General features: G+C 64.5%; 14 protein-coding genes. 7 read left to right on the plus strand and 7 right to left on the minus strand.

Going from position 1 to position 16,733, the window contains the following annotated elements:
- Nucleotides 1–267: 267 nt before the first annotated feature.
- A complete protein-coding gene (gene hppD, locus JQ632_RS31830) occupies nucleotides 268–1,386 on the minus strand; it encodes a 4-hydroxyphenylpyruvate dioxygenase (RefSeq protein ID WP_212406607.1) in 1,119 nt (372 codons plus the stop codon).
- Nucleotides 1,387–1,510: 124 nt separating this feature from the next.
- Here hppD and JQ632_RS31835 point away from each other — a divergent pair, with 124 nt between their 5' ends.
- Both JQ632_RS31835 and JQ632_RS31840 read left to right on the plus strand, forming a co-directional pair.
- The gene (locus JQ632_RS31835; protein WP_212406608.1) at nucleotides 1,511–1,990 is read left to right on the plus strand and encodes an Lrp/AsnC family transcriptional regulator; all 480 of its coding nucleotides are present in this window, start codon (nucleotides 1,511–1,513) and stop codon (nucleotides 1,988–1,990) included.
- A 76-nt stretch (nucleotides 1,991–2,066) separates the two neighbouring features.
- Complete coding sequence (locus JQ632_RS31840) at nucleotides 2,067–2,378, plus strand: DUF1272 domain-containing protein (protein ID WP_212406609.1); 312 nt, start codon at nucleotides 2,067–2,069, stop codon at nucleotides 2,376–2,378.
- A gap of 109 nt (nucleotides 2,379–2,487) precedes the next feature.
- Here the strand turns inward: JQ632_RS31840 and fahA are convergent, their stop codons facing one another.
- From fahA to JQ632_RS31865, 5 genes are all read right to left on the minus strand, one after another.
- Nucleotides 2,488–3,759, minus strand: a complete 1,272-nt coding sequence (gene fahA, locus JQ632_RS31845; RefSeq protein ID WP_212406610.1) for a fumarylacetoacetase — start codon at nucleotides 3,757–3,759, stop codon at nucleotides 2,488–2,490.
- Nucleotides 3,760–3,960: 201 nt separating this feature from the next.
- Nucleotides 3,961–5,307, minus strand: coding sequence for a homogentisate 1,2-dioxygenase (hmgA, locus tag JQ632_RS31850; protein WP_212406611.1), 1,347 nt, complete (start codon nucleotides 5,305–5,307; stop codon nucleotides 3,961–3,963).
- A gap of 2 nt (nucleotides 5,308–5,309) precedes the next feature.
- Nucleotides 5,310–6,266, minus strand: a complete 957-nt coding sequence (locus tag JQ632_RS31855) for an MBL fold metallo-hydrolase (protein ID WP_212406612.1) — start codon at nucleotides 6,264–6,266, stop codon at nucleotides 5,310–5,312.
- A gap of 21 nt (nucleotides 6,267–6,287) precedes the next feature.
- Entirely contained in the window at nucleotides 6,288–6,512 is a 225-nt protein-coding gene (locus JQ632_RS31860) for a DUF2783 domain-containing protein (protein WP_212406613.1), read from the minus strand.
- Nucleotides 6,513–6,524: 12 nt separating this feature from the next.
- Nucleotides 6,525–8,138, minus strand: coding sequence for an FAD-dependent oxidoreductase (locus JQ632_RS31865; protein ID WP_212406614.1), 1,614 nt, complete (start codon nucleotides 8,136–8,138; stop codon nucleotides 6,525–6,527).
- A gap of 110 nt (nucleotides 8,139–8,248) precedes the next feature.
- On the opposite strand from JQ632_RS31865, the gene JQ632_RS31870 reads away from it, so the two are divergent.
- Nucleotides 8,249–8,797 (plus strand): MarR family winged helix-turn-helix transcriptional regulator, encoded by a 549-nt coding sequence (locus JQ632_RS31870; RefSeq protein ID WP_212406615.1) that lies wholly within the window; start codon nucleotides 8,249–8,251, stop codon nucleotides 8,795–8,797.
- Between the two features lie 73 nt (nucleotides 8,798–8,870).
- On the opposite strand, the gene JQ632_RS31875 is transcribed toward JQ632_RS31870, so the two are convergent.
- Nucleotides 8,871–9,716 (minus strand): N-acyl homoserine lactonase family protein, encoded by an 846-nt coding sequence (locus tag JQ632_RS31875; protein ID WP_212406616.1) that lies wholly within the window; start codon nucleotides 9,714–9,716, stop codon nucleotides 8,871–8,873.
- A 362-nt stretch (nucleotides 9,717–10,078) separates the two neighbouring features.
- Here JQ632_RS31875 and JQ632_RS31880 point away from each other — a divergent pair, with 362 nt between their 5' ends.
- From JQ632_RS31880 to JQ632_RS31895, 4 genes are all read left to right on the plus strand, one after another.
- Nucleotides 10,079–11,662 (plus strand): caspase family protein, encoded by a 1,584-nt coding sequence (locus JQ632_RS31880; protein ID WP_212406617.1) that lies wholly within the window; start codon nucleotides 10,079–10,081, stop codon nucleotides 11,660–11,662.
- A gap of 139 nt (nucleotides 11,663–11,801) precedes the next feature.
- Nucleotides 11,802–12,470 carry an OmpA family protein gene (locus JQ632_RS31885; RefSeq protein WP_212406618.1) on the plus strand — a complete coding sequence of 223 codons (669 nt, stop codon included), beginning with the start codon at nucleotides 11,802–11,804 and terminating at the stop codon, nucleotides 12,468–12,470.
- A 166-nt stretch (nucleotides 12,471–12,636) separates the two neighbouring features.
- Complete coding sequence (locus JQ632_RS31890; protein ID WP_212406619.1) at nucleotides 12,637–13,566, plus strand: efflux RND transporter periplasmic adaptor subunit; 930 nt, start codon at nucleotides 12,637–12,639, stop codon at nucleotides 13,564–13,566.
- Entirely contained in the window at nucleotides 13,566–16,724 is a 3,159-nt protein-coding gene (locus JQ632_RS31895; RefSeq protein ID WP_212406620.1) for an efflux RND transporter permease subunit, read from the plus strand. The genes JQ632_RS31890 and JQ632_RS31895 overlap by 1 nt, the downstream gene beginning before the upstream one ends.
- The last annotated feature ends 9 nt before the right edge of the window (nucleotides 16,725–16,733 follow it).

A 16,733-nucleotide genomic window follows, 5' to 3' on the forward strand; every position in this document is an offset into this window, starting at 1 on the left:
TCCGACATCCGATCTCGACGCGCCCCTGCAAAAAGACCTAAATCACACAAAATCGAGACTTCTTCAGCAGCCTGCTAGGCCTGAATCGCGTAGGGTGGGCAAAGGCGCGAGCGCCGTGCCCACCATCCTTACCGTTACGCTTGCAGCAGAAGTGGTGGGCACGCTTCGCTTTGCCCGCCCTACGGCTCCCACGTCGTCCCAGACAAGCGCGCGCCGATCCGGGACGACACCTGTCGTGACGCGCCGGTGTACTCAACAGCAGCGCCCCTACGCCGCGTTGTCCACCTTCAGCACGCCACGGCGGATCTGGTCTTCTTCGATCGATTCGAACAGGGCCTTGAAGTTGCCCTCGCCAAAGCCGTCGTCGCCCTTGCGCTGGATGAACTCGAAGAAGATCGGGCCGATCGCATTGGCCGAGAAGAGCTGCAGCAGCACCTTGGTCTGGCCGCCGTCGACCACGCCTTCGCCGTCGATCAAAATGCCGTTCTTCCTGAGACGCGCAACATCCTCGCCGTGCCCGGGCAGCCGCGCATCGACCTTCTCGAAGTAGGTGTCGGGCGGCGACGGCATGAAGGGCAGGCCGGCTTCGCGCAGGCCCTCGATGGTGCGATGAAGGTCGCGGCAGCCGCAGGCGATGTGCTGGATGCCCTCGCCGCGATAGATTTTCAGATATTCCTCGATCTGGCCGGACTCGCCGGCATCCTCGTTGATGGGAATGCGGATCTTGCCATCGGGGCTGGTCAGCGCGCGCGAGAACAGGCCGGACGCGCGGCCCTCGATATCGAAGAAGCGGATCTGGCGGAAGTTGAACAGTTTCTCGTAGAAGCCGGCCCAGACATCCATGCGGCCGCGATGGACGTTGTGGGTGAGATGGTCGAGATAGAACAGGCCCGCACCATGGGGCCGCGGATCGCGCGCACCCGTCCACTCGAACTCGGAATCATAGGCCGAGCCTTTCGCGCCGTAGCGATCGACGAGATAAAGCAGGCTGCCGCCGATGCCCTTGATCGCCGGCACGTCGAGCGTCTTCTGCGCGGGTGAGACATCCGCAGGCTCAGCGCCGAGCGCGACCGCGCGCTCATAGGCGCGCTTCGCATCGACCACGCGGAACGCCATCGACGGCGCGCAGGGGCCATGCTGGGCGACGAAGTCGAAACCGTGGGTGCCGGGCTGCTCGTTGACGAGATAGTTGATGTCGCCCTGGCGATAGACCGTGATCTTCTTGGTCTTGTGCCGCGCGACCGGCGCAAAGCCCATCAGCTTGAACAGCGCGTGCAGCTCTTCCGGATTGGGGTGGGCATATTCGACGAACTCGAAACCGTCGGTGCCCATAGGGTTGTCGGCGCTGACAGTGGCAGGCGACGCATCGTGCGGAAACGGTCCCATCGGCAAGACTCCTGAATTGTCGTTGCTATGAACTATCCTTCATTGGGCGCGCAATGAGCGTGCAAACGGGCCGTGCCTGAGCTAAGATATGCACGATCCGTGCATGAAAACGGGCAAACGACGCATGCTTCAGCTTGACGCCTTCGATCTCAAGATCATCAGCGCGCTCCAGGACGACGGCCGCCTCACCAACCAGGAACTCGCCGATCTCGCAGGGCTGTCGGCCTCCCAATGCTCGCGGCGCCGGATGCGGCTCGAGGAAGAGAAGGTGATCTCAGGCTATCACGCCGACCTCTCCAGCGAGGCACTCGGTTTTGGCGTGATCGCCTTCATCCAGGTGACGCTCGCCACGCACTCGCCCGACAATTCAAAGCGCTTTCGCACCCTCGTCGGCCGCATCGACGAGATCCAGGAGGCCTATTCGCTGACCGGCGATGCCGATTATGTGCTGAAGGCGGTGCTGCGCGATCTCAAGGGCCTCTCGAACCTCGTCAACGACGTGCTGATGCCCCACCAGAGCGTGGCGCATGTGCGCTCCTCGATCGTGCTCGACCGGCTGAAGGAGAGCACGCGGCTGCCGCTCAGGGAGTTGCGGCCTGGCTGAAATCGAGGGAATTTTGCCATTCGCGCCAAAGGCACGATCTGCGATGATATGCATCCCAGATGAGGGTGTTTTCGAGATGGCGCTGCAACTCCGGCCGAACTGCGAATATTGCGATTGCGACCTGCCGCCTGATGCAACGAATGCGCGGATCTGCTCCTATGAATGCACGTTCTGTGCTGATTGCGTCGAGACAAAACTGTCCAACGTCTGCCCGAACTGCGGCGGCGGCTTTGCGCCGCGCCCGATCCGGCCGGCGAAGGAGTGGCGGGCGGGCGTGTGCGTGACGAAGCACGTGCCATCCGACAAGCGGGTGCATTTGAAGTACAGCCTGGAGGACGTCGCGGCGCATTGCGCGCGCGTACGCGACGTACCGCCCGAGGCGCGGTGAATTCGTAGGGTGGGCAAAGCGAAGCGTGCCCACCATCTTTCCGCAAATGCAGCAAACGTGGTGGGCACGGCGCGCAAAGAGCGCGCCTTTGCCCACCCTACAAATTCACTCACTCCGCCGGCAGAATCGTCCCCTCGACCTCACCGAACCCGACGCGATAGCCGTTGCCCTGGCACCAGCCGCGCATGACCAGGCTGTCGCCGTCTTCGAGGAAGGAGCGTTTTACACCGCCGGGCAATTCGACCGGCTCGGTGCCGTTCCAGCTGATCTCCAGGAGGCTGCCGCGCTGATCCTTCTCCGGACCGGAGATGGTGCCTGAGCCGAGGAGATCGCCGACATTCATCGCGCAACCGCTGGAGGCGTGGTGCATCAATTGCTGCACCGAGGACCAGTACATGTATTTGAAATTGGTACGGCTGATGCTGGCGGGCGCGTTGGCGCCGGCGGCGCGCAGGGCGACGTCGAGCTCGACGTTATAGTTCTGCGGCTTGCCCTGCTTGAGATAGGCAAGCGGCGCCGGCTCCTGCTCCGGCCCCTGCAGGCGGAACGGCTCCAGCGCTTCGCGGGTGATGATCCACGGGCTGATCGAGGTCGCAAACGCCTTTGCGAGGAACGGCCCGAGCGGCACATATTCCCATTGCTGGATGTCGCGCGCGCTCCAGTCGTTGAGCAGCACGAAGCCAAAGATCATCTCCTCGGCCTGTTGCTCGGTCAGCATGCCGCCCATGGCGGAGGCTTGGCCAACCACGACGCCCATCTCCAATTCGAAATCGAGCCGCTTGCAAGGCGCAAAGCTCGGCACGTCAACCGTCGGCGGCTTCAGCTGCCCGCGCGGACGCTTCACCTTGGTGCCTGATACGACGACTGTGGAGGCGCGGCCGTTATAGCCGATCGGCATAAAAAGCCAGTTCGGCTGCAGCGCATTATCCTTGCCGCGGAACATCACACCGACATTGGTGGCGTGTTCCTTGGACGAATAGAAATCGGTGTAGCCGGACACGCTGACCGGCAGGTGCAGCGTCACGTCGGCCATCGGCACCAGTGCGCGCTCGCGCAATTCCCTGTTGTCGCGCAGCTCCGGATTGTCCGAGCGCAGGAGCTCGCTGATCCGCGCCCGCGTCTTCGCCCAGACCTTTGGCCCGAGCGCCATGAACGGGTTGAGACATTTTGACGAGAAAACGCCGAGCGGTCCGACGTCGAGTCGCGAGTCCTGCTCGAGCTCCCAGAGATCGAGCACGTAATTGCCGATCGCGACACCGACGCGGGGGGCGAGGCCGTCCCTGGTCGAGAACACGCCGTAAGGCAGGTTCTGGATCGGGAAGTCGGAGGTGGGGGAGACGTCGATGAAGGAGCGGTGGCTGGGGTCGTTGGGGTGGGGCATTGGTTTCCCGCTGTGGACTCAGATGATGCTGACCTTTTCACCCTCCCCTGGAGGGGGAGGGTCGGTTCGCATGAAGCGAAGCGGAATGCGAAACGGGGTGGGGTGACGGTCTTTCCGCATCGAACACTGCCCGAGTTGAGAGATCACCCCACCCCGCTCGCGCTACGCGCGATCGACCCTCCCCCTCCAGGGAGGGTAAGATCACGGCTTGGTCGGATCGAAGCGCTTCTCCAGGCCCTTCCAGCAATCCGCATAGTCATCCTGCAAGGTCGCGGAGTTCGCGGCATGCGCAGTGACGCGCTGCGGGTAGCGGGTCTCGAACATGAAGGCCATGGTGCCGGTGAGCTTGACCGGTTTCAGCTCGCCGTTGCTGGCATGGTCGAAGGCGTCGCGGTCGGGGCCGTGCGGCAGCATGCAATTGTGCAGGCTCATGCCGCCGGGGACAAAGCCTTGCGGCTTGGCGTCGTAGACGCCGTAGATCAGGCCCATGAACTCGCTCATGATGTTCATGTGATACCAGGGCGGCCGGAAGGTGTTGTCGGCGACCATCCAGCGCTCGGGGAAGATGACGAAGTCGATATTCGCGGTGCCGGCCGTCTCCGACGGCGAGGTCAGCACGGTGAAGATCGAGGGATCGGGATGATCGAAGGAGATCGCACCGACCGGCGAGAAGGTGCGCAGATCGTATTTGTAGGGCGCGTAATTGCCGTGCCAGGCCACCACGTCGATCGGCGAATGTGGCAACGTCGTCTTGAACAGCGCGCCGCCCCATTTCACGAACAGCTCGGTCGGCGTGTCCTTGTCCTCGTAGCAGGCGACCGGCGTCAGGAAGTCGCGCGCATTGGCAAGGCAGTTGGCGCCGATCGGCCCGCGCTCCGGCAGCGTGAAGGCGCCGCCATAGTTTTCGCAGAGATAGCCGCGCGCGGGGCCGTTTGAAAGTTCGACACGGAACTTGACGCCGCGCGGGATCACCACGATCTCGCCGGGCTCAGCGTCGATGCGGCCGAACTCGGTGACGAGGCGCAGATTGCCCTGCTGCAGCACGAACATCAGCTCGCCGTCTGCATTGTAGAAGTGCTGGTTCTCCATCGATTTGGTGATGAGATAGACATGCGCGGCCATGCCGGTCTGGGTGTTGACGTCGCCGGCCGTCGTCATGGTCTGCACGCCCTGGAGGAAGGTGACCGGCTCCGTCGGGATCGGCGTTGGGTCCCAGCGCAGTTGCGCGATCGGCAGGTCGTTCTCATGGCAGGGCGCCGAGCGCCACAGGCCGGCATCGACCTTCTCGAAGCGTCCCGAATGTTTTACCGAGGGACGGATGCGGTAGAGCCAGGAGCGTTCATTGGTGCCGCGCGGCGCAGTGAACGGCGAACCCGAGAGCTGCTCGGCATAGAGCCCATAGGCGCAGCGCTGCGGCGAGTTGCGTCCGATCGGCAGCGCGCCCGGCAGCGCCTCCGTCTCAAAACTGTTGCCGAAGCCGGACATGTAGCCCGGTGTCACCTGGGCTGTGCTGCGAACGATCTGATCAGGCGAGGTGTTGATGTTCATGACTATCCTCCTCCTTGCAGGGCGGCCCACATTTCCTGGTCGCGCTTGTCGGTCCAGATCACGGGGTCGTCGATCCCGGACGCCTCGTCAAAGGCACGCGACACGTTGAACGGCAGGCAGTGCTCGTAAATGGCAAAGCTCGAAAACTTTGAGTCCATCACTTCGCGCGTCGCGGCCATGGATTCCTTCAAGGTACGGCCCTTGGCGACGGACATTTCGGCCGCGCCATAGAGTGAGGTGACGAAATCGCGCGTCATGGCGATCGCCTCGCGGCAGGTCGCGAGACCATTCAGCGCATCGCCGCGGCCCGGCGCGATCGCCTTGGGATTGAAGTTGCGGATCTCATTGAGCGTCAGCGGCCATTCGCGCAAATGCGCGTCGCCGCAATAGCAGGCCGAGTGATATTCGATGAGGTCGCCAGAGAACATCACCTGCGCATCCGGCACCCAGGCGACGATATCGCCGGAGGTGTGGCCTGCGCCCAACTGCATCAGCCGCACTTCGCGCTTGCCGAGATAGATCGACATCTCGCCGTCGAAGGTCAGTGTCGGCCAGGTCAGGCCTGGAATGCTCTGGGCGTCCTGGAACAGGCGCGGGAAGCGGCCATACTCGGAATCCCAATCCTGCTTGCCGCGCTCCTCGATCAGACGATAGGTCTCCTGCGAGGCGACGATGCCCTGCGCGTGATAGGCGGAGGCACCGAGCACGCGCACGGCGTGATAGTGCGACAGCACGACATACTTGATCGGCTTGTCGGTGACGGTCTTGACGCGCTCGATCACCTTGTTGGCCATCGCGGGCGTCGCCTGGGCGTCGAACACGAGGCAGCCGTCGTCGCCTACGATCACGGCCGTGTTCGGATCGCCCTCGGCGGTGAAGGCGTAGAGATCGGTGCCGATCTCGGAGAAGGTGACCTTCTTTTCCGAGAGGTCGCCGGTGGATGCGAAGTTCTTCGCCATCAGTTGTTCCTTTGGATCTTGCTATTGTTGTTGCTGTTGTTGCTGCTGGCCGTCGATCATGCGCCGCCTGGCGAGCGCGATCGCCTCGCGCAGCACGTCGATGTCGCCGATATGGTTGGCGAGGATCAAAACCAGCGCTGCGTCGAAATCGGCGCTCTGCTCGTCCGTGAGGTCGCGATGCGCTTCGACAACGGCACGAAAGGCGTCGTCGGGCAGCGCGAAATTCGAGCTGGTGGAAAGAGCCATGCGCAAAAACCTTCAGTTCAGACCTTGGGCCCGCGACAGCGCCGCCGCGATCGCCGCGCGCGTCGGATGCCGGAAGCGCGCCGCGACGTAGCCGTCGGGCCGCAGCAGATAGGCGGTGCCGGGCGCGGCGTCGTAGCGCTTCGCGATCAGGCCCGCCGTGTCGCCCAGCCCATTCGCACCACCGATGCGGATCTCCTTGACGCCATCAGGCACGTCGATCGCCGCGCCATTGCCAAACCCGAGCAGGGTAAAATACGTTCCGCCCTGGCGGAACGTATCGGTGAGATAGGCCGTCTCGCCCCCGCGCGGCGAGACCGGCGCATCGAGCATGGAACAGCCGGGCCGCGGGCCGCCGGCCCATGCGTCGGCGTCCGGCGAGGACAGCGGCGTGTCGTAGCTGCAGGGCACCGAGAGACGGCCGCCATTGACCATGCGCTTGCCGAACTCGGTTTCCTTGGCAAGCGAGAGCACCGCCTTGCGCAGCCGCGCCTCCTGATGCGAGTTCGGCGCCATGAAATCGGTCGAGCGGGTGGATTCGCGGATGTTCTCGTCGGCCGCCGCACTGCGCTCGATGTGATAGCTCTCGAGCAGGCTCGCGGGCGAGCGGCCACGCAAGACGCGATCAAGCTTCCAGGACAGATTCTCCGCATCCTCCAGACCGGAGTTGGCGCCGCGCGCGCCGAACGGCGACACCTGATGCGCGGAATCTCCGGCGAACACCACGCGGCCGTGGATGAAGCGGTCCATCCGCCGGCACTGGAATTTGTACAGCGAGATCCACTCGAACTCGAACTTGTCGTGCCCGAGCATGCGCGCGATCCGCGGCCGCACGTTCTCCGGCTGCTTTTCGACGGCGGGATCGGCGTAGCGATTGAGCTGCAGGTCGATGCGCCAGACGTCGTCGGGCTGCTTGTGCAGCAGCGCCGAACGCCCGGCATGGAACGGCGGATCGAACCAGAACCAGCGCTCGGTCGGAAACTCCGCCGTCATCTTGACGTCGGCGATCAAGAACTGGTCCTCGAACACTTGGCCCGCGAATTCCGCGCCAACCATCTGCCGCAGCGAGGAGCGCGCGCCATCGCAGGCGATGACGTAGTGCGCGTTCAACCGATAGGCGCCCTCCGGCGTCTCGATCGTCAGCACGACTGAGTCGTTGCGGCGCTCCAACGCGCTCACCCTGTTGCGCCATCGCAGATCGATCCCGGGCAAATCGTTGATGCGGTCGACCAGATAAGCTTCGGCGTAATATTGCTGGAGGTTGATGAAGGCCGGCCGTTTGTGGCCGTCCTCGGGCAACAGGTTGAACTGGTAGAGCTGGGACTCGCCGTGAAAGATGCGGCCGACGCTCCACACCACGCCCTTCTCGACCATGCGGTCGCCGACGCCGAGACGATCCCAATATTCGAGCGACCGTTTGGAGAAGCAGATCGCGCGCGAGCCTTCGCCGATGCGGTCGGCGTCGTCGAGCAGCACGACGCGCTGGCCGCGCTGGGCGAGGTCGATCGCGAGCGACAATCCGACCGGGCCCGCCCCCACCACCACCACCGCATGCTCGGCGGGATTGGCGCCGGGGCGGTCCTGATCGGGGTGACGGCGGTAGCCGAACTGGGTTTTTGCCTGCGCCATGCGCTAACCTCGGCTCTGGTCAGGAGAGACCTGATCTGCTAGATAGTCTCACGTGCAACTATCTTGGCCCGGCTGCCACCGCGCGTCAACTGGATTCGGAGTTATTTTTCTTGGCGAGGACATCAGGCGACACCGCGCTGAGGGCGCGCGCTGACGGGCAGCACGATACTGCGCCGAAAACAAAGGCGCGGCTCGATCTGTTCAAATTCGTGCCGTTCCGCTTGAACCGGCTGGCAGCGGAAGTGAGTTCCGCGCTCTCGACCGAATATCAGGAGCGTCACGGGCTCGACATTCCGGCCTGGCGCGTGCTTGCCACGCTCGGCTTTCGCAACGATGCCTGCAGCGCGCAGTTCATCTCGCAATGCACCCGCACGCACAAATCGACGATCAGCCGCGCCGTGACGCAGCTGCTGCACGAGGCCTTGATCGAGCGGGTCGAGAACGAAGCCGACCGTCGCGAATTCCGCCTGCAACTGACCAGGAAGGGCCGCACGCTCTACGAAGAACTCTTTCCGCAATTGCTGCGGCGGGAAGACGAGATCCTCGCCTGCCTCACCGCGCAGGAGCGCAAGCAGTTTTCGGCGCTGCTCGGCAAGATCGAGCAGAGTCTGGATTTGATTCAGACCAGCGAAGAAGCAGACGCGAAGCAGGCGTATTGAGGCCGTTCGTCATTCCGGGGCGATGCGGAGCATCGAACCCGGAATCTCGCGCCACAACTTCTGGATTCCGGGTTCACCGCTGTCGCGGTGCCCCGGAATGACGGCTGCGCCCCCACTCCGCAACCGACCGCGTCGGCGGCAGATGCAGCGCCCAGGCATCCGTCTTGTCGCTCGCACGCGGATAGATCTCGGTGACGAGCGGATCGTGGCCGGGGATGAAGCGGTCGGGATGGCCGGCGAGACGCTCGATTGTCTCCCAGCCCACCGCCATGTCGCCGACATTGTAGACGATCGGGAACGGGCTCCTGCGCTGCAGGTTCGCGTAGTAATGCGCGGCATCCGACGCCAGCACGACCGGCCCGCGGGCGGTCTCGACCCGCACCACCTGCAAGCCGTCGGAATGGCCGCCGACGCGATGCACGGTCACGCCGGGCGCGATCTCGCCGTCGCCGGAATAGAAGCTGACGCGCTCGCCATAGACATGGCGCACCATCAGCGTGACGTGCTCGACCGAGAACGGATGTCGCAGCAGTCCGTTGCACATGCAGCGTCCGGTCGCGTAAGCCATCTCGCGCTCCTGGAGATGGAAGCGCGCGTTCGGAAAGCGATCGAGATTGCCGGCGTGATCGTAATGCAGATGTGTCACGATGATGTCGCGAACGGCTGACGCGGCGACGCCGAAGCGTTCCAGCGCATCGACCGGGTTGAGCGTCAGCTTTCGCGCTCGCGCGCTCGCCTCTTCGGCGTTGAAGCCGGTATCGACCAGGAAATCGCGGCCGCCACCCCGAATCAGCCAGACGAAGTAATCCAGGTCCTGCGCCGTCGTCTCGTGCGGATCCGGGGACAGGAAGTTCATGTTGGGCGTGCGCGGCGACATTGTTGCATAGCGGAGCGCGTAGACTTCGTAGACGTTTCCCATTGTTGACCTTTTTCTTCTCAGGGCGGCCCTCAGGATCGATCCGCCGAACCAAGCCATCGCCGATCGCAAAGGTCAAACGCTGCTGCGATCGATCGATTTGCGAAGACAATGTGAGACCGATCACATTTTGGTCGCAAGGGCTGCCCTATGAACTCATGGCGACGGACCAGACCTTGACCGAGTAAAGTTGTGACGACCGGATTATTCCCCTCATGCAAAGCCCCCTCATCGCGGTCAATTGTCGCGATAATGCCTGTTCTCCAAGCGGTTGACGCGCCCCACCCCCGGTTTGATAATGCAAATTGCGTAAGTTAAGGTCGCCGCGGCGCAAGCTGGATCGGCGCCTTTTTGGCTGGACCGGTATGAAAATTCGCTTCCTTCTGCTTTTACCCTTGATGCTCTCGGTCGTCCCGACCGCGCCATCCGTTGCCGCCGCCGACCGCTTTGCGTTGGTCATCGGCAATGCCAAGTACCCGGACGCCGAAGCGCCGCTGAAGGAACCACTCAACGACGCGCGCGACGTCGCCGACGAGCTCAAGCGCGATGGTTTTACCGTCGAGATCGGCGAGAACCTGACCGGCGACGGCATGCGCCGCGCCTTCGACAAGTTGTATGGCAAGATCAAGCCGGGCTCCGTCGCGCTGGTGTTTTTCAGCGGCTTCGGCATCCAGTCGGCGCGCCAGAGCTACATGATCCCCGTCGATGCGCAGATCTGGACCGAGTCCGACGTGCGCCGCGACGGTTTCAGCCTCGAGACCGTACTGGGCGAGATCAATACGCGCGGCGCCGGCGTCAAGATCGCGCTGATCGATGCCTCAAGGCGCAACCCGTTCGAGCGGCGCTTCCGCAGCTACTCGGCGGGGCTGGCACCCGTCATCGCGCCGAACGGCACGCTGGTAATGTATTCGGCAGCGCTGGCGTCGGTGATCTCGGATACCGGGGGCAGCCACAGCCTGTTCGTGCAGGAACTGCTGAAGGAAATCCGCGTCCCCGACCTGATGGCCGAGGAAACGCTCAACCGCACCAAGATGGGCGTGACCCGCGCCTCACGTAACGAGCAGGTGCCGTGGCTGTCCTCCTCGCTGGCGGAGGACTTTTCGTTCATTCCGGGCGCCAGCTCGTCGCGCCCCACCGCGACCAATGTGACGCCGCCGCCAACGACCCCGGCGCCGCCGGCCCCGCCGCCCGCTGCGCCGTCGCCGCCGACGGTCGTCGCCAACAACCCGCCTGCGCCACCTCCCGCTCCGCCGGCACCGCCCCCGCTGCCGAAGCCGCCGGAAGTCAGCGTTGCGCCTTCACCTTCGCCTGCTGCGCCCGCGCCTGCGCCGGCGCCGTCACCCACGCCGAGGCCGCAGATCGAGGCCGCCCTTCCGCCGCCGCCCCCGCCGGTGAAGCCGGCCGATACCGGCGTCAGCCCGAACGTGCCGCCACCGGACAACGCCGCGCTGGCTGACGACCCCACCATCAAGAGCCTGACGGCCAAGATCGCGTCCAACCCGGACGATGTGAACGCGCTGTACCGGCGCGGCCAGGTCTATGCCAGCAAGGGCGCCTACAATCTCGCCATCAAGGATTTTGACGACACGCTGCGGATCAATCCGAAGGACGTCGAGGCCCTGAACAACCGGTGCTGGACCCGGACCGTGATCGGCGATCTCCAGGGCGCGCTGAAGGACTGCAACGAAGCGCTGCGGCTGCGCCCGAACTTCGTCGATGCGCTGGACAGCCGGGGCCTCGTGAACCTGAAATCCGGGGCGGTGAAGAACGCCATCGCCGATTTCGACGCTGCCTTGAAGATCAATCCACGCCTGACCTCCTCGCTCTACGGGCGGGGCGTCGCCAAGCAGCGTAACGGCTCGGCCTCCGAAGGCGCACTGGATATCGCGAACGCCAAGGCGATGGACCCCAACATCGTCCAGGAATTCGCAAGTTACGGAGTACGTTGATATTTTTTCGAAATGAGGCCGCCGCGGCTCGAACCCTTAGCGGGTCAGCGGAGACCAAACGAAGGATGCCGCGCCTGGCCCTTCCGGGGCCTGTTGCAGGAATTTTGGAACCGCGCGGGCAGCGCAGGAGGGACTGGCAATGACTCTATCCGCAAAGGGCTTTACCGCGGTCCTCTCGGTCATGACGATCGGCGCGGCGCTGATGCTGCCGCTGTCGGGTGCCTTCGCGGGTGACGACAAGGCCAAGAACGTCAGCGAAGACGAGATCGTAAGGGCGCTGGCCCCGCCGGCGAAGAAGCCTCTGACCCGCGGCCTGTCGATCGGCCCGCAGACCGATCCGGCCCCGAGTGCGGCGGAAACCAAGCTGCTCCAGACCGTGCGTGGCCGTTCCACGCGCTCGCTCTCGGCCGTCGAGCGCGAGGAAATCGCGACCGCCGCCAAGGACAAGCCGAACATCGATCTGGAGATCACCTTCGACTACAACTCGGCCAATATCAGCGCCAAGTCGCTGCCGTCGGTGCAGGCGCTCGGCCGAGCGCTCACCAACCCCGACCTCAAGGGCTCGACCTTCGTCGTCGCCGGCCACACCGACGCCGCGGGCGGCGAGAGCTACAACCAGGACCTGTCGGAGCGCCGCGCGGATTCGATCAAGCGCTACCTGATCGACAAGTACAGCATCCCCGCCACCGACCTCGTCACCGTCGGCTACGGCAAGAGCAAGCTGAAGGACCCGAGCCAGCCGATGGCCGAGGCCAACCGGCGGGTGCAGGTCGTCAACATGGAAAACAAGACCACCGCATCGAAGTGACCGCGACACAATTGCTTAAGTGACCGGTCGTGATGTTGTGTAAGTTCAGAAGTCCACGATGCGTCCCGCCCCCTTGCGGGACGCAGCTTCGTTTCAGGGAATCTCTTTTGACGATGTCCGCAGGCTTTGTCCCGGCATCGGCGAACCAGGCCAGGATGATCCGGCGATGAACATCACCGAATATCTCAAGCCTGCGGGAACCGTGCTGTTCGTCGTCGTGCTCGGCGTCGGCTATTACTGGTTCGAGAACCGCCATCGCCCGGAGGCGAAGGAAACGCCGGGCGAGGCGCTCGTGGTCGTGACGAAATCGACCAATGCGTGTTTCTCCGATCTGGTGCGGGTGACCGGCTTCTTCGTGCCGCGCCGCGAGGCCGTGGTCATGGCCGACCAGGAAGGCTCACGGGTCACCGATCTCTTCGTCACCGAAGGCACGGTCGTCACCGAGAATCAGGAACTGGCGCGCTTGAGCCCGCCGCCGCAGATGCCGGGACAACCGGCGCGGCCGGGCGCGCAAGGTCCGATCTCGCTGAAGGCATCGGCCGCAGGCCTCATCACCGAAGTCAGGACTATCGTCGGCGCGCCCGCCTCGCCGCAGGCCGGCCCGATGTTCCGCATCGCCGTCAACAACGAGATCGAGCTCGATGCGCAGGTGCCGGCAGTTCACATGTCCAAGCTCAACACCGGCGCGACCGTCCGCATCAGCCGCGACGACGCGCCCGATCTGATCGGGCGGGTACGGCTGGTGTCGCCCGAGATCGACCGCTCGACGCAGCTCGGCCGTGTGCGGATCACGGTCACCAACAATCCTTCGCTGAAGGTCGGCATGTTCGCCCGCGCCTCGATCGACGCCAAGCGGAGCTGCGGAGTTGCGGTTCCCAAGACCGCCATTGACCATCTCACCATCCAGGTGGTCAAAGGAAACACGGTCGAGACGCGCCGGGTGCGGGTCGGGCTGACGTCCGACAGCTCAACGGAAATCCTGGAAGGGCTCGACGTCGGCGAAATCGTCGTGGCCGATGCCGGCTCTTCGCTGCACGATGGCGACCAGATCAAGACTGTCTTCGCCGATGAAATCGATCGATCGCGGGTACGCTGATGGCTCTCAATATCTCGGCATGGTCGATCCGCAATCCCCTGCCCTCCGTCGTCTTTTCGATCATCCTGCTGATCCTCGGCTGGGTCTCCTTCACCAAGCTCGCGGTGACGCGGCTGCCGTCGGCCGACATCCCCGTGATCTCGGTTGCGGTCTCGCAATTCGGTGCCGCACCTGCCGAGCTTGAATCCCAGGTCACCAAGACCATCGAAGACGCGGTCTCCGGCGTCGAGGGCGTCCGGCACATCACCTCGTCGATAACAGACGGCCTGTCGCTGACCACGATCCAGTTCGCGCTCGAGACCAACACCGACCGCGCGCTCAACGACGTCAAGGACGCCGTCACGCGCGTGCGCTCCAACCTGCCGCAGAACGTCACCGAGCCGCTGATCCAGCGCGTCGACGTCATCGGCCTGCCGATCGTCACCTATGCCGCGATCTCGCCCGGCAAGACGCCGGAGCAGCTCTCCTATTTCGTCGACGACGTGGTCAAGCGCGCGCTGCAGGGCGTGCGCGGCGTCGCCCAGGTCGAGCGCATCGGCGGTGTCGAGCGCGAGATTCTGGTCTCGCTCGATCCGGACCGCCTGCAGGCGATGGGGCTGACGGCCGTTAATGTCAGCCAGAGCCTGCGCGGCACCAATGTCGACGTCGCCGGCGGCCGCGCCGAAATCGGCAAGAACGACCAGGCGATCCGGACGCTGGCCGGCGCCAAGACGCTGAGCGACCTCGCCGGCACCATGATCCCGCTGTTCGGCGGCGGCGAGGTGCGGCTCGACGATCTCGGCACCGTCACCGACACCATCGCCGACCGCCGCACCTTCGCCCGCTTCAACGGCGAGCCGGTGGTCGCGCTCGGCATCAAGCGCTCCAAGGGCGCCAGCGACGTGGTGGTCGCCGCCGCCGTGCAGAAGCGCATCGACGCGCTGAAGGCGGCCTATCCCGACGTCGATCTGAAGCTGATCGACACTTCGGTCGAATACACCAAGGGCAATTACGAGGCGGCGATCTCGACTTTGTTCGAGGGTGCCATCCTCGCCGTCATCATCGTGCTGCTGTTCCTGCGCGATTTGCGCGCCACCATCATCGCCGCGATCTCGCTGCCGCTATCGATCTTCCCGGCATTCTGGGCGATGGACCTGCTCGGCTTCTCGCTCAACCTGGTCAGCTTCCTCGCCATCACGCTCTCGACAGGTATTCTGGTCGACGACGCCATCGTCGAGATCGAGAACATCGTGCGGCACATGAATATGGGCAAATCGCCCTACCGTGCCGCGCTCGAGGCTGCCGACGAGATCGGCCTTGCGGTCATCGCGATCTCGCTGACCATCATCGCGATCTTCGCGCCTGCGAGCTTCATGTCCGGCATTGCCGGACAGTTCTTCAAGCAGTTCGGCATCACCGTGTCGGTGCAGGTGTTCTTCTCGCTGCTCGCGGCGCGCTTCGTCACGCCGGTGCTGGCGGCCTATTTCCTCAAACACAGTACCCATGAGGAACCGCCGCCGGGCCGCGTGCTGCGGACCTATCACGGTATCGTGGCGTGGTCGGTCAAACACTATTTCATCACCGTGCTGATCGGGCTGGGTATCTTCGCCGCCTCGATCTGGAGCATCACGCTGTTGCCGCAGGGCTTCCTGCCGGCGCAGGACAGCGCGCGCTCGCTGCTCGCGATCGAGCTGCCGCCCGGCACCCAGCTCGCCTACACCGAAAAGGTCACCGAAGACATCGTCGCGCAACTGCGCAAGCGCCCCGAGGTGAAGAGCATCTTCGTCGATGGCGGCCGTGTCCCGCCCGGGACGCAGGAAGTGCGCCGCGCCGCCCTGATCATCAACTACACGCCGAAACACGATCGCAAGATCACCCAGCGCGAACTCGAATTCTCGATCAGCCAGGAACTGGAGAACGTCCCCGACATCCGTTTCTGGTTCCTCGACGAGAACGGCCTGCGCGCGATCTCGCTGGTCGTGACCGGTGTCGACGCCAACATCGTCAACAACGTCGCCAGCGAGCTCGCGACGCAGATGAAGCGGATTCCGACCATCTCCAACGTGATCTCGGAAACCGCGCTGGAGCGGCCGGAGCTGCGCATCCAGCCGCGCGCCGATCTCGCCGCGCGGCTCGGCGTCTCGACCGAGGGTCTGTCGCAGACCATCCGCGTCGCGACCATCGGCGACGTCGGTCCGGCGCTCGCCAAGTTCGACGTCGGCGACCGCCTGGTGCCGATCCGCGTCCAGCTCGAAGATGCCGCGCGCGGTAATCTGAAGACGATCGAGCAGTTGCGCGTGCCGCTCGGCGAGCACGGCGAGAAGGGCGGCGTGCCGCTCTCGGTCATCGCCGACGTCAAGCTCGACCAGGGCCCGACCAGCATCAGCCGCTACGACCGCGAGCGGCAAGCCACCGTCGCCGCCGACCTCGTCGGCTCCGCGGCGCTCGGCGATGCCACCAAGAAGATCTACGAACTGCCGGTCATGAAGAGCCTGCCGAAGGGCGTGAAGGTCTCCCCCTCAGGCGATGCCGAGAGCCTCAACGAACTGTCCGAAGGCTTTGCCACCGCGATCACCGCGGGCCTGATGATGGTCTACGCCGTGCTGGTGCTGCTGTTCGGCACCTTCCTGCAGCCGATCACCATCCTGTTCTCGCTGCCGCTGTCGATCGGCGGCGCCATCGCCGCGCTGCTCGTCACCGGCAAGCAGCTCACCACACCGGTGTGGATCGGCATCTTGATGCTGATGGGCATCGTCACCAAGAACGCGATCATGCTGGTGGAGTTCGCCATCGAGGCGATCCATGCCGGCAAGCCGCGTGACGAGGCGATGATCGACGCCGGCATGAAGCGCGCGCGCCCGATCGTGATGACGACGATTGCCATGGCGGCCGGCATGATGCCGAGCGCACTCGCGGTCGGCGCCGGCGGCGAGTTCCGCTCGCCGATGGCGCTTGCGGTGATCGGCGGCCTCCTGTTCTCGACCGTCCTGTCGCTGGTCTTCGTGCCCGCGATGTTCATGGTGATGGACGATCTGGGCGCGCTGATCTGGCGCTTCGGCAAGCGGCTGATCGTGCCCAGCGCGGATGCCGATCACGACGCGCCCCATGCCGCGACGCCGGCCGGACCGGCAGAGGCGCCTCAGATGCCCAAGGGCATCGTGCATCCTGCAGCGGAGTAGGAGCGATTG

The sequence above is a fragment of the Bradyrhizobium liaoningense genome (assembly GCF_018130955.1).
In the GTDB taxonomy this organism is placed as follows: Bacteria; Pseudomonadota; Alphaproteobacteria; order Rhizobiales; family Xanthobacteraceae; genus Bradyrhizobium; species Bradyrhizobium liaoningense_C.

Bases quoted from the DNA above. Each gene is read 5' to 3' on its own strand.
- JQ632_RS31880 (WP_212406617.1), top strand. From the start codon at position 10,079: ATGAAAATTCGCTTCCTTCTGCTTTTACCCTTGATGCTCTCGGTCGTC.
- JQ632_RS31840 (WP_212406609.1), top strand. From the start codon at position 2,067: ATGGCGCTGCAACTCCGGCCGAACTGCGAATATTGCGATTGCGACCTG.
- JQ632_RS31885 (WP_212406618.1), top strand. From the start codon at position 11,802: ATGACTCTATCCGCAAAGGGCTTTACCGCGGTCCTCTCGGTCATGACG.
- JQ632_RS31835 (WP_212406608.1), top strand. From the start codon at position 1,511: ATGCTTCAGCTTGACGCCTTCGATCTCAAGATCATCAGCGCGCTCCAG.
- hmgA (WP_212406611.1), bottom strand. From the start codon at position 5,307: ATGAACATCAACACCTCGCCTGATCAGATCGTTCGCAGCACAGCCCAG.
- fahA (WP_212406610.1), bottom strand. From the start codon at position 3,759: ATGCCCCACCCCAACGACCCCAGCCACCGCTCCTTCATCGACGTCTCC.
- JQ632_RS31875 (WP_212406616.1), bottom strand. From the start codon at position 9,716: ATGGGAAACGTCTACGAAGTCTACGCGCTCCGCTATGCAACAATGTCG.
- JQ632_RS31890 (WP_212406619.1), top strand. From the start codon at position 12,637: ATGAACATCACCGAATATCTCAAGCCTGCGGGAACCGTGCTGTTCGTC.
- JQ632_RS31855 (WP_212406612.1), bottom strand. From the start codon at position 6,266: ATGGCGAAGAACTTCGCATCCACCGGCGACCTCTCGGAAAAGAAGGTC.
- JQ632_RS31895 (WP_212406620.1), top strand. From the start codon at position 13,566: ATGGCTCTCAATATCTCGGCATGGTCGATCCGCAATCCCCTGCCCTCC.
- JQ632_RS31860 (WP_212406613.1), bottom strand. From the start codon at position 6,512: ATGGCTCTTTCCACCAGCTCGAATTTCGCGCTGCCCGACGACGCCTTT.
- hppD (WP_212406607.1), bottom strand. From the start codon at position 1,386: ATGGGACCGTTTCCGCACGATGCGTCGCCTGCCACTGTCAGCGCCGAC.
- JQ632_RS31865 (WP_212406614.1), bottom strand. From the start codon at position 8,138: ATGGCGCAGGCAAAAACCCAGTTCGGCTACCGCCGTCACCCCGATCAG.